The 12988-nt window shown below is 42.2% G+C and carries 12 protein-coding genes and 1 pseudogene; 3 read left to right on the top strand and 10 right to left on the bottom strand.

Going from position 1 to position 12988, the window contains the following annotated elements; translation table 11 throughout:
- Nucleotides 1-48: 48 nt before the first annotated feature.
- The 3 genes and pseudogenes from B5J94_RS11500 to B5J94_RS13960 form a co-directional block, all read left to right on the top strand.
- Nucleotides 49-771 (top strand): annotated as a pseudogene (locus B5J94_RS11500) (site-specific integrase); the annotation flags it as partial.
- Entirely contained in the window at nt 765-1091 is a 327-nt protein-coding gene (locus B5J94_RS11495) for a hypothetical protein (RefSeq protein WP_062501688.1), read from the top strand. The pseudogene B5J94_RS11500 and the gene B5J94_RS11495, both read left to right, overlap by 7 nt.
- 166 nt (nt 1092-1257) lie before the next feature.
- A complete protein-coding gene (locus tag B5J94_RS13960) occupies nt 1258-1554 on the top strand; it encodes a hypothetical protein (RefSeq protein WP_143821986.1) in 297 nt (98 codons plus the stop codon).
- Here B5J94_RS13960 and B5J94_RS11490 read toward each other — a convergent pair.
- The 10 genes from B5J94_RS11490 to modA form a co-directional block, all read right to left on the bottom strand.
- Nucleotides 1509-4655, bottom strand: coding sequence for a type I restriction endonuclease subunit R (locus B5J94_RS11490; protein ID WP_373280030.1), 3147 nt, complete (start codon nt 4653-4655; stop codon nt 1509-1511). The two genes, B5J94_RS13960 and B5J94_RS11490, sit on opposite strands and share 46 nt — an antisense overlap.
- A gap of 24 nt (nt 4656-4679) precedes the next feature.
- Nucleotides 4680-5612: a hypothetical protein gene (locus tag B5J94_RS11485; RefSeq protein ID WP_062499950.1), complete on the bottom strand. Its 933-nt coding sequence runs from the start codon at nt 5610-5612 to the stop codon at nt 4680-4682.
- Nucleotides 5609-6934: a restriction endonuclease subunit S gene (locus B5J94_RS11480; RefSeq protein WP_062499948.1), complete on the bottom strand. Its 1326-nt coding sequence runs from the start codon at nt 6932-6934 to the stop codon at nt 5609-5611. The genes B5J94_RS11485 and B5J94_RS11480 overlap by 4 nt, the downstream gene beginning before the upstream one ends.
- Nucleotide 6935: 1 nt before the next feature.
- The gene (locus B5J94_RS11475) at nt 6936-8597 is read right to left on the bottom strand and encodes a class I SAM-dependent DNA methyltransferase (protein WP_062499947.1); all 1662 of its coding nucleotides are present in this window, start codon (nt 8595-8597) and stop codon (nt 6936-6938) included.
- Between the two features lie 193 nt (nt 8598-8790).
- Nucleotides 8791-9891, bottom strand: coding sequence for a type II toxin-antitoxin system HipA family toxin (locus tag B5J94_RS11470; RefSeq protein WP_228144593.1), 1101 nt, complete (start codon nt 9889-9891; stop codon nt 8791-8793).
- A gap of 25 nt (nt 9892-9916) precedes the next feature.
- Nucleotides 9917-10237 carry a HipA N-terminal domain-containing protein gene (locus B5J94_RS14850; RefSeq protein WP_228144592.1) on the bottom strand — a complete coding sequence of 107 codons (321 nt, stop codon included), beginning with the start codon at nt 10235-10237 and terminating at the stop codon, nt 9917-9919.
- Nucleotides 10234-10518: a helix-turn-helix domain-containing protein gene (locus B5J94_RS11465; protein WP_062498901.1), complete on the bottom strand. Its 285-nt coding sequence runs from the start codon at nt 10516-10518 to the stop codon at nt 10234-10236. The genes B5J94_RS14850 and B5J94_RS11465 overlap by 4 nt, the downstream gene beginning before the upstream one ends.
- Nucleotides 10519-10723: 205 nt before the next feature.
- Complete coding sequence (locus tag B5J94_RS11460) at nt 10724-11365, bottom strand: ATP-binding cassette domain-containing protein (protein WP_062498902.1); 642 nt, start codon at nt 11363-11365, stop codon at nt 10724-10726.
- 2 nt (nt 11366-11367) lie between these two features.
- Nucleotides 11368-12054 carry a molybdate ABC transporter permease subunit gene (modB, locus tag B5J94_RS11455; protein ID WP_062498903.1) on the bottom strand — a complete coding sequence of 229 codons (687 nt, stop codon included), beginning with the start codon at nt 12052-12054 and terminating at the stop codon, nt 11368-11370.
- 104 nt (nt 12055-12158) lie between these two features.
- Nucleotides 12159-12908, bottom strand: a complete 750-nt coding sequence (gene modA / locus B5J94_RS11450; protein ID WP_143821985.1) for a molybdate ABC transporter substrate-binding protein — start codon at nt 12906-12908, stop codon at nt 12159-12161.
- Between the last annotated feature and the right edge of the window lie 80 nt (nt 12909-12988).

The raw sequence follows: 12988 nt of genomic DNA, 5'->3' as shown, positions 1-12988 counted from the left end.
TTTTATTTTATGTGGTTGTGCGGTAGTTTTTAAGTTCGGTTGGTATATATGATACTAAAAGAAGCGTCAAAACGCTACCATTTTGATGATCCAACAGTGGATATTAAGCAGTTAAAAGCGGATAAGCCTGAGATTGTCCCATTTAGCTTAGATGAAGTTTGGCAGTTTCTTAATGGGGTAAGAGCTGATTATAAGAACTACTATTTGGTTCGTTTCTTTACAGGTATGCGGACAAGTGAGATTGATGGCTTAACATGGGACTGCGTAGACTTTGACAGACGAGAAATACACATTCGTCAAGCACTTGTCAATGGCGTATTAGGTAAGCCCAAAACAGCAGAGTCTAATAGGCAAATTGATATGTCGCCTTTTGTGTATGATGCCCTGCAAGCTCAGCATCTTATTTATCAGGCAAACAAAAAGCAAGGCAAGCTCATCAAGCAAAGCCATGGCTTTGATTATGTGTTTTGCTTACAAAATGGCGAACCACTAGATTATCGCAATGTCAATCGCAGAGTCTGGCACCCAACCCTAAGAAGACTTGGGCTAAAACCAAGAAATGCTTATCAAACACGCCACACCGCCGCCACACTGTGGCTGTCAGCAGGAGAGGCACCTGAATGGATTGCCAAGCAAATGGGACATGTCAATACCATGATGCTCTTTAAGGTGTATAGTCGTTATGTACCCAATGCCACAAGACAAGACGGCAGTGCGTTTCATGCGTTATTAATGCAAAGCAAGCAAGGGCAGGAGGGGTCATCATGCTAATTTATCCGTTACATCATGAATCAAGCTCTGCCGATACATGGGAGATGCTTTTGCAGGACATACAAGACAAAGAGCAAATCGCTCATCTTACCAATAAAGTTAGCAAAGCACTGATTATTGATTTACCTATCCAACAAGGCTTTGGCATGAGTTTGTTTTTAAGCACATCATCTAACTTAAATAATCATGAGGCTCTGCATGCATGGGTTAAGCAAACAATCACACATCTTGCAGACAGACAGCTTTATGATGAAGAGAGTCTTTATCTTTTGATAAAGTCGGCTTTGTTAAAGGAGCTTCCAAATGACGAGGTGTTTTAAAAACAGTAAAGCAAGCAATAAGCATTGAATGATAAGTATTGAATGATAAGTATTGAATGATAAGTATTGAATGATAAGTATTGAATGATAAGTATTGAATGATAAGTATTGAATGATAAGTATTGAATGATAAGTATTGAGCAATGAACAATCAGGAGATAAACATATGAGCGAACAGCCAACAATTGACAATCAAGAACAAACAAGCAAATCTCCCATCTATCTTGTCCTAACCGATAAAAAGAGATTCATAGACATCGGTAGGGTGTTTTGGATGGTGGATATGATTGAAGAATATCCATGCTGTGAATGCAGGTTAATCAGCCATAAAGAATATCAGTTATTTGCCAGCACGCAGAATAAAGATAGGCAGTTAAAGCTTTATCACAGTCTTTTTGGTGTTATTATTAGCTCAAATCAATCACTCTCAACCAAATCCTCCGCAATCGCCTCCGCCTGCTGAATCACAAATTCAATCGCTTCTGCCTGCAAATCTGGCGGATATTTATAGCTTCTTAAGGCAATACGAATCAGCGTCCGCATTTTGGCACGCACCGAATCTTTATATTGCCAATCAATCGTTACCGATTTACGCAGTTTGTCGGTGATGTCTTTGGCAAGTTTCATCAGCACCTCATCGCCCATCTCTCGTACCGCACTTTCGTTGCGGACTAGGGCATCATAAAACGCCATTTCGGCAGGATTTAAGCCCAACTCTTCGCCACGTTTTTGGCGTGCCTCAAACTCTTTGGCAAGGGCGATAAGCTCTTCGATGATTTCAAGTACCGATAAATTATGATTGTGGTATTGGTTCATCGCCTCTTTTAGGCGTTCTTCAAATTCCTTTTTGGTGGCAAGATTGACACCGCCTTTTTCTTTAAGTTCAGACGATAAAAACCGCTCCATCGCCAACAGCCATAAATCTTTGGTTGGGCTATTTTTAATGCTTTGTAAGAACTCATCAGACATCAGATTGATGTTGGGGCGGTCTTTTTTGAGTAAATCAAACAAATCTACCACGCCGTCTGAACTCACCGCTTTATTCATCAATAAGGCGAGTTGGAGTAGGCGGTCGTTGTCGCCTGTAGGCGTGCGTGTGGTGGTGCTGTTTTTGATGATGGTCGCTCGCACCGCATCATAAAACGCCAATTCCTGCTTATACGGTTCAACGTCTTTTAACGCCCCGCACAAAGAAAAGCCTTTTTTGGCAAATCGCACCGCCTGCAAAAAGGCGTTTTTGCGTGGGGTTTTGTCCTGTTTGTCCGTATCATCATGCGGATTGACACGGTCTAACGCCAAAATATGGTTGGCAGATGTCAAAATGGCGGTGAGCAGTTTTGGCGGTTCGGTGATTTTTAAAATCGCATTCACATCAACGGTTTTGCCGTCCACGGGCGTGGCAAATTGCCCACGAATGACCGTGATGTATTCCACCAGTTTATCCACCACCGCCCCAATGTCTCGCACTTGCTGGGTTTTACCGCTGGCGTTGGTGTACTGTTTTATTGCCTTTTCTAGCTCGTCAGTCAAGCCAACATAATCCACAATCAAACCACCATTTTCTGTGCTTTTGTTGCGAAAAACACGGTTCACTCGTGCAATCGCCTGCATCAGATTATGACCGCTCATCGGCTTGTCAATGTACATCGTGTTACAGCACGGAGCATCAAAGCCTGTCAGCCACATATCACGCACAATCACGATTTTGAGTGGGTCGTCTGGGTCTTTAAAGCGTTTTTCTAGGGTCTTTTTGTCTTGGTTGTGGCGTTGCCACTCGGCAGGATCGCTTGCTGTGCTGGTCATCACGATTTTTACCGCCCCTTTTTGCACATCGTCAGAATGCCAATCAGGACGCAAGGCAATGAGTTTGTCATACAATTTGACGCAAATGGCACGGCTCATCACCACGACCATCGCCTTACCGTCTTGTTGCTCGGTGCGTTTTTCATAGTGGCTCATGATGTCTTCTGCCATTTGTTGCAAGCGACTGTCCACGCCGTGCAATTTTTCACGCAAACGAAAGGTTGGGCTGTCTTCATCAAGCAATGCTTCGGCTTCTTGCACCGCATTGGCAAACTCGCTACTTTCGCCCAAGCTGATTTGGCGCGGCTCATAAATAATCGGCACGGTCGCACCGTCCGCCACTGCATCTTCAAAATCATAAATCGACACATATTTACCAAACACTTCCTGTGTGTCCTTATCATCTAGGGCAATGGGTGTGCCAGTAAAGCCGATAAAAGACGCATTGGGCAAGGCACTTCTTAAATGCTTGGCATAGCCTTCTTTATATTGTCCTTTGTGGTCAATTTTTTGTCTAAAACCGTATTGGGAGCGGTGGGCTTCATCGGTGATGACGATGATATTTTCTCGCTCGTTTAAGATAGGGTGGGCAAGCTCACCGTCCAACAAACCAAATTTTTGAATGGTGGTAAAAATCACCCCACCTGCCGAACGGCTCGCCAATGCTTGACGGAGTTCGTCTCGTCCGTCTGCCTGAATGGGCGTTTGTTTGAGCAAATCTTTACCGCCACAAAAGGTCGCATGCAGCTGACCGTCCAAATCGTTGCGGTCGGTAACGATGACCAAGGTTGGATTTTTTAGCTCGGCACGGCTTAACACTTTGCCTGCATAAAACAGCATAGATAACGACTTGCCAGAGCCTTGCGTATGCCAAAACACGCCCACTTTACGGTCGCCATTTTTGGCGGTGGCGTGCAAAGTGCAATCTACAGCTTCATTCACGCCATAAAACTGATGATACGCTCCAATCTTTTTAATCACACGGTTTTTGCTGTCTTTTTCATACACCACAAAATTTTGCACATAATCAAGCAAATCCTTAGGGGTCATTATCCCTGTAATCAACCCTTCCAATTCATTTTCAAAGGCAATCTGTCGGCTTTGGTCTTTTTCATCAATCACACGCCAAGGGGTGAAACGCTCAAAATCAGCCGTCAACGAACCGATACGGGCGACAATGCCGTCTGAAATCACCAACGCCTGATTAAACACAAACAAATCGGAAATTTCATCTTTATAGGTTTGTAGCTGTGCGTACGCTTTGCCAATATCGGCATTTTCTTTGAGTGGATTTTTGAGCTCAAACACCACCAGTGGCAAGCCATTAACAAAGCCAATCAAATCCGGAATGCGTCTGCCTTTTTTACCGCCAATATCCAGCTGATTGACAATGCGAAAATCATTGTGGGCAGGCACCCCAAAATCCACCAAACGCACCACTTCAAACTTTTGCTCACCCTGTGCCTGATAACGATATGGCACGCCATTTCTTAGCCATTCATAGGCCCCGCGGTTACGCTCGGCAAGGTCGCCAGGGTCGGCACGGCACACCTGTGCCACCACATTTTCCACCTCATAAGCGGGCAAATTGGGGTTTAATTTTGCAATGGCGGCCGCCAACAAGGGCTTTAAAATCACCTCGCCTGTCCGTTCTCGCCATTCGTTTTGGCAGCCCAAAAGAATGGTTTTACCGTAGGTATAATCCCAACCCAAAGATTGCATTGTGGCAATGGCGGATTGTTCAATGGTGCTTTCGTTGATGCCTAGCATTGTGGATTCTCCGTTTTAATCGTCTTTTTCCAATAAATAGTTTAAATAGTTTTCTCGTTCATAATCTTTGTCTGGGTCTTTTTCAAAAGCACACTCTAAGCAAATATTATCTAAAAAGATTGTGTATTCCCCGCACTCAGGACATTCTTCACGAAAATCTCCACCATCTTTGATAGTATGATGAGTAAGACCTAACACATCATATTTATCTAAGCATTGACCATTTAAGCAATAGGTACAATGTAAAGATAAATTTTCATAATCACCAGATTGATATTTAATTAAATGCGATAGACAATAAGGGCACTCAATATTTTTAATAAAAATATCTTTTAAAATATCATCTGGAAACTCTATGTTGGTAAATGATTGATGGCATTCACTTAGTTTTTTATCATAAATATCTTTATTCTCAAGGATTAATTGATAAATTTCATTTCCTAAAAAATCCTTTAAACTCATCTCTAAATTATTTTTTAGATAGTCTTCGTAGAAGCCTTCAATTAAAAGGAAGCTTTTTACAATAAGCTCTAAAATATCGATATCTTGTGTGTGATAAAAATGCTCAATACTATTTCTTGCTTTATTGATAAAGTTTAATAAATTTCCATCTATTCTTATGTCTAGATTCTTTAGATTTTTTTTGATGTTATGTACATCAACAGTATTTGTTGGTGTTTTTTCACCAAAAGTACCATCATAAATTTCTTTTGTTACCTTTGAATTAATAGCAGTAATATAAATATATGGTTTATCTTTTGGACTTATCAGTATTAATTTATATTTATAAAGCAAAATTAATCCTGAAAAAATATTGCGTATCGCAGATATTTTTCTTTTGTTATCATTTTTGGTTAGCTTATAATCTTCCATACCAAGCTGTATTGAAATCTTGGCATTTTCTAAAAGATTTTCTTTTACGGTTTCAATATTCTCTTGACTACTCACAACTCCATCTCCCCACTTAATAATTTGGGTAAGAGCAGGTCTCGTATTTTTTCTAGTTGCTGATTTTCTTTTACATTGTTTTTAATTTTATTGTCAATATCAAATATAAATTTATTGAATAATGCAATTATTTCTTGATGTGGATTTAAGACTGGTATTGATTTCAAATCTTTTTGATTTATTGATCCAAAAACAGTGCCTTCACCATTAAATACATCTAAAACAGACTTCAAATTTTTCATCTGATAAAATCCAAATGAAAACTCTCCACTTTTATGACTTAATGCACACAATCCACGTCCAATACAGCAATTTTCCAAAGCTACATTTAAATCACCAACTGGTGCTCTAACGCTCATTAAAATGTCATTACTTTTTGCCATTCTTTTGGGGTTGGTTGTAAATAATCTTGGGGTTGGGAAACGCCAACCAAACTCCGCTCGCCCTTGATAAAATAGAGTGCCGTTGCCTTGCTCATTATAGGTTTCTCCGCTCGGGGATTGTCCCATAATAACATTGTAACTTTCGCCAATCGTACTTATTTCCCACCCCTTCGGTACTTCGCCAAATTGTTCATTTTCCACCAATTCACTTGGGAAGGCTTCGGCGATTTCCCAAAGCTCTTGGCATTCGGTTTGGCTTAGGTCTTCAATCGCTTTGCCTGAAATGACCGACATTGCCGATAAATTCGCTTCTCGCTCACTTTTGCCTTCGCTTAGGGCTTGGGCTTTGGCTCGTACAGGGTCAAAATCCACAAACCAGCTTTTGAAGATTGCCTGTGCTATGGCTTCTAGGGTTTGGTTGGTTTGGGTGTTGAGTTGGATTTTTTTGTCAAAATCCCCCAAAATCTCTGCAATTTCTTTTTGCTTATCTAAATTTGGGAAGTTAATTTCTATATGCTCAAAAGTATCTCTTGTAATTGTGTCAAATACAGAACCGTGAGTTTTTGATTTAAGAATACCAATATTATGTTTTAGAAAATAATACAGAAAATCATTGTCTATGATGTCTTTTATACCATTTAAACCATAGCAAGATTGATTAAATGCCATAGGTTTTGCGAGTTGAGCCAAACAACCAACCGTGCCACGAGCAGAAATAATTAACTGACCTTTTTGTAGTAGTTTTGTGCTACTATTTTTTAGTCCTAGTTCAGTTATTTTTTCCGATGAATTGGTTACAAATCTAAAATCGTTATTAAAATCTGCTACTGATAGCCAGTCAATATCACCATTCCAATAACGCTCTTCGCTTCTTTTGGGAGTTCCGCCACCAATAATTTCAATTACATCAGATAATTTTTGAACTTGCCATTCACTCATCTTAAAACCCCAACCCCTTTAAATTTGCCACAATCTTTTCTTCCAATGCTCGCCCTTGTTTAAATTGTTCATTTAAAAGTGCGGTCAATTCCTGCATTTTGTCGCTAAATGGCACGCCGTCATCTTCTTCGGTTACTGCTCCCACATATCGCCCTGCGGTCAGCACAAAGTCATTTTTGGCGATTTCGTCTAGTGTTGCCGAGTAACAAAACGCAGGGATATTTTCGTAGCCGTCCTGTTTTTGCCAGTTGTGGTAGGTGGTGGCGATTTTGGCGATGTCATCAGGAGTAAAATCACGGAGTACTCGGTCTTTCATATAGCCGATTTGGGTGGCATTGATAAACAGCACTTCGCCTTTACGAGCTTTGGCTTTATTGATAATCCAAATGCAGGCAGGGATTTGCGTGTTGGTAAATAGCTGATTGGGCAGGGCAATCATCGCTTCGACTAGGTCGGCTGTTATGATGTTTTTGCGGATTTCGCCTTCGCCTGAGGTTTGGCTACTCATTGAGCCGTTGGCAAGTAGGAGTGCCATTTTGCCTTTTGGCGAAAGGTGGTAAATCATATGTTGCAACCACGCAAAGTTGGCGTTGCCTTGCGGCGGTGTGCCGTATGTCCAGCGTGGGTCGCCTGCCAAACTTTCGCTCCACCATTCTTTCATATTAAAAGGGGGATTTGCCATCACAAAATCCATTTTTTTATCAATATGTAACGGATTGAGCAGAGTATCTTCAGGCTTGTCGCCAAAGTCAAAGGGAATGCCACGAATCGCCATATTCATCACCGCCAGTTTGCGGGTAGTGGGGTTGGATTCTTGCCCATAGACCGAAATGGCGTTGCGGTTACCTTGGTGGGCTTGGATAAAGCGGTCGGTTTGCACAAAAAATCCGCCACTGCCCATCGCAGGGTCATACACTCGCCCTGAATAGGGTTCGAGCATTTCCACAATCAGGGTAACAATGGATTTTGGCGTGAAATATTGACCACCTTTTTTGCCTTCAGCTAGGGCAAATTGTCCTAAGAAATATTCATAAACATGACCCAAAATGTCTTTGGCTTGCAGATGCACAGGTTCGCCATTGTACATTGGGCGGGTAAAGTCGGTGCGAGAGAAAAGGTCAATCAAGCCACGAAGCATTTCATCAGGCACGCCAAAGCCTGCAATGCGTTGGAGCACGCCTTTTAGTTTGGGGTTTTCTTGTTCGATGGCTTCAAAGGCATCATCAAGCAAAATGCTGACATTTTTGAATTTGCCACCCCAAGGCAATTCATCGCCTGCGTTTAGTTTGCTGTTGTCTTTGATGTTTTCCCAGCGTGCTTGTTGTGGTACATAAAAGATATTTTCGGCGGTGTAATAATCCCGTTCTTCTAGTTCGGCAGACAGGATTTGTTCAAATTCGCTTGGCTCAAACAGTGATGGGTCAAGATAAATATCACTCTCGGGGTTGGCGATATTGGCTTTTAATTTGCCTTGAAAATCGGTGAACGTATCGGAGATGTATTTTAAAAAGATAAAACCCAGAACGATGTGTTTATAATTGGCGGCGTCTAGGTTTTTACGCAGGGTATCGGCGGCTCTCCATAGGTTTTGATCGAGTTCGTTTAGGAAAGATTGGGTGTTGACATCGTTTAGATTATCTGCAATGCTGTTTGCTGTTGCCATTTTAACGTTCCTAGAACAAAAGATAAATGATAAATAGTATAGCATTTTTGGGTGAAAAAGAATACTTGTTATGATGTCAAGTCAGGCACAAAAATGCTGTATAAAATTTAACAATTTTAACCTATTTTTGCAAAAAATAGCTAAATCTTATTTTTAATTACAAATACCAAATTTCAACAATCCTTAATGGTTTTTAGGCTACCCTAAAATCATCATCAAGCATCGCCCAATGCTTGGTTAATATCTCTTTGTGTATTTGTGCCATTGGCAAGTCGTCCAACGCACCCTTCCAAATATCTCTGGCGATTTGCATTACTTCTATGAGCTGTGGCTTGATACTTCGCCAAGGCACGTCCGCTTTTTTTGCCCAATGCTCAAAATGAGCCATATTGACTTGATACCAATGCTTAGTACTATCAAGATTGAGCGAAAAGCTGGTTTCATTGGGTAGATACACTTTGGTACTAACCAAGTCATAGGCTGGCGACAGCATAGGATTTATGCCGTCCTTGTAAATAACGCTCCAATTTTTTAGATGAGCATCACCATTGGCAATCAAGATATTGACCAAGATTCGTCTGGCAAGCTGATTGACATCGGACAGGTCGTGTTCGCTAAATTGATACAGGATTTTGGCAAGACTGGCGTAGTTACCGCCGTTATATTTTTCATGGGGATATTTAACAAGAATTTGGGCAAAATCTTCGCTGTGTATGCGTCTAACGCTACCATCGGCTAGGGTTTGCCTATCAAATCGTTGTATGGCATAAGCCAGTGGCGGACTGGAAATATCTGTCATTTTATCATTAAACATGGCAGTATCTGCAATGCCAGTCAGTGATGAGACGGGTACAAGCCTGATTGGCGGGATTTCTACTTTTGCAAGCTCCGCCAGTCGCATCATGCTATATTCATTTTCGGGAATAAAAGGGTGTGATTGCGATGGTGTCTTAACAATCCAGTTGCCAAGCGTGGATTCTTGACCAACCAAGGGTAATGTAAACCGCTCGCCTGTGTGAGTCATCACTTGACGCATGGAGAATTTGGTCTGCACGCCCGCCAAAGAAAAGGGGTGAGATAGACCGCTGTCTTTAATGGGTATATCACCATGACTGTCTTGCTGTGGAGCTATATTGACATCATCTTTGGTCAATCCTAGATGATGAATGATAAAGTTAGGCACTTGTTGCATGTTGATTGGAATGGCAGTGATGGCCCCTGGTAGGTCTTGCCCCAAATGCTTTAATAGACTTCTTTCCAAACCCTGATTTTTATGGATTTTTAAAAACTTCAACCCCAATACTTATAAGGGTTTATTTTTAGTTTGGAAAGAGATTTAATAATAAAAATTCATTGTCAATATGCACTTTTAGACTTTGGGCAAGCAATTGCCTTAACGCACCTTCTGGCAATAGATTGGACAATACAGGGTGTAATCTTTGCCATCTCACCCAAGGCGTGCTAAGTAGTTTTTGATGATTTGCAAAGTTTTTGTGTGTGGTCAGACTAAACGTCGCTCTATTTTTGTCATGAATATAATCAGGGCTAAAATACAGGCGATTTTGCCCTTGCGATAGGCTCACAAGATAGCCCACTGTGTGCTCATGCAGTCTAATCTCTAAAAAATCCAAAGCATTCATGAGTCAAGTATTCCTTGCCAAGGGTCTTGGGTTGGGTCATCTTGTGGTATGTTTGACGCAGTTGATGTAGTTGGCGATGGGTTTTTTGGGGTGAGTGTTAGCTCGCAGTTCAACCCGTCAGCAATCAGTAGCAAGGTCTCCAAAGTGGGGTTGCCACTTTTTTCGATGTTTTGATATTGTTGTCTTGATAAGCCTGTTCTGTCAAACATGTCTTTTTGCTTTAACCCCAACGCAAGACGGCGAGATTTTATCTGTTTTCTAAAATTATCAAGTGTGTTCATGGGTGTTTTGGTGTTTTAAAAGCAACATATTAATTGCTTTTTTATAAAAAAGCAATTTTTAAATTTCTTTTAAATGCTATATAAACTAATTTTCAGTAAATTTTAGTTAGTGTCTACACTTACACCAAACCCATACACAAGCAACAAATGGCACACATATTTCATGATGGCAAAAATCCACCCTAAATAAGCAGTTTGTAACACACTATCTCACCACCCGATACACACTCGATGTCAAAAATTCAATCTCTTGTATGTCATGACTGACGTACAGCATGGGAATGCTCATCGCTTTGATTTCTTGGAAAAACGGCAGAATCTCTTGTTTGTGTTCGCTATCTAGGGCGGATAGTGGCTCGTCCATGAGTAGTAGATTGGGAGAGTATAGCAACGCTCGCCCGAGTGCCACTCGCTGTTTTTCCCCGCCTGAGAGTTTGGCGGGCAGACGCTTGGTTAGATGTCCGAGTTTTAATAGGCTGATGATGTCATCGGGATGAAAGCGACGAGCGGATTTATCACGGTGCCGATAGCCGAACAGCAGGTTGTCCATCACGCTTTTGTGGGGGAATAGTTGCCCATCTTGGAATACAAAACCGACCAGTCGGTCTTTGATGGGTAAGTTAATATTGGCTTGTTTATCAAACCATGTTGTGCCATTGACTCTGATGTGTCCTGATGTGGGTGTGATAATCCCTGCAAAGGCATGTAGAATACTGGTCTTGCCTGTACCACTCGCTCCGAACAGTCCCACGATGTTGTCATCAAAACAAAACTTTGGCGATAGGGTGATTTTGCCCAGTTTTAGGGTGATATCACAGTCAAAGGTGGGTTTGTCATGGCTATTCATTGCTACACCTTTTGTTTTTGCTGACGATGATACCACTGCGAGAAAAACAACGCCACAAATGCCACGCTGACCGAGAACGCCATCAGTCGCATGATGGCAACATCGCTGTCAGCTTGTTGCAGTAAGCTATACATGGCAAGGGGTAGGGTGCGTGTCTCGCCTGCGACGTTGCCCACGAACGTGATGGTCGCCCCAAACTCGCCCAAACTGCGACAAAAGCCCAAAATCGCCCCAACGACGATACCACTGGCTGACAAAGGTAGGGTCACTTTAAAAAACGTACCAATCCTACTTGCCCCCAGACTTTTGGCGACCCATTCTAGGCGTGTATCAACCATCTCAAAGGCAAGGCGTGATGACTGCACCATCAAAGGAAAGCCCATTACCGCACTGGCAAGCACCGCTCCTTTCCAGTTAAAGGCAAATTCTAGTCCCAAACTACTCAAATGCTTGCCAATCACGCCTTGATTACCAAATAGGACAAGCAATACATAACCAGGGACGACAGGTGGTAGGACAAGGGGAAGATACACCAAGGTCTCCACAAGCGACTTGCCCCAAAACTGTGAGCGTGCCAAAAAATAACCCATCATGATGGCAGGGATGAGATTGATGAGTAGGCAGGATAGGGCGATTTTAACCGATAAGCTGATGACTTCAAGCTCATCAGGGCTGAGTGACAATAGCATGGCAAATGATGATGGCAATGATGGCGGTATTATAAAGCAAAATGGGCAATCTGACCACTAATGTCCTTTAACGCCCATTTGTAAGCGGTGTTCGCAGGTATGATTTATTTTAACGGAGCAAATCCATGTTTTTTAAAAACCGCCTTGGCGTCATCAGATTGTAAAAATTGATAAAATCGCTTGGCGTCGCTGTTATTAGAACGGACAAGCCCCGCAGGATAAATGATGGGCGTGTGGCTGTTGGTGGGAAAAGTTGCCACGGTCTTTACCGATTGGGTGCTGATGGCATCAGTGGCATAGACGATACCAAGTGGACATTCGCCACGGGCGACGAAGTTTAGGGCGACTCGCACGTCTTCGGTCTCAACCAGTCTTGATCTAATGCTCTGCCACCAGGTCATGTGCGTAAGTGCTTCTTTGGCGTATTTGCCGACGGGGACACTGGCGGTGTTGCCTGTGCAGAGTTTGCCTGTAAAACTGCCAGCGATATTAAAATTTTGGCTCATCGTGACTGCGACAGGTTTTTTGGTGGGGCTAATCATCACCAAGCGATTGCCCAGCAAATGCGTGGTGTTGGCAGAGCTAATGAGATTTTTTCTATTAAGATAAGTCATCCATGCCACGTCCGCCGAGATAAACACATCTGCCTTACCGCCTTGTTCTATCTGCTTGGCGAGCGTGCCTGATGATGCATAAGAAGTCTTTACTTTGGTGCGGTATTTTGTCTCATACATCGCATTAAGCTCGCCCATGACATCGGTCAAGCTGGCTGCTGCATAGACGGTCACGTCAGCATGAGCAACGGGCAGGTTTAGCATGAGTGTAGATAATAGGGGTAGGGTCAAAGATTTCATAAAGAACACCAAAACAACCATTAAAAAATTGACATAAGTTAAGAAAAAGCAAGATGGCATGATTGTATAACAAAATCACG

It is taken from the genome of Moraxella lacunata, from assembly GCF_002027545.1.
GTDB classification, from domain to species: Bacteria; Pseudomonadota; Gammaproteobacteria; order Pseudomonadales; family Moraxellaceae; genus Moraxella; species Moraxella lacunata.
The sequence above is the reverse complement of the archived record's forward strand: the minus strand, read 5'-3'. Positions and strand labels throughout refer to the sequence as shown.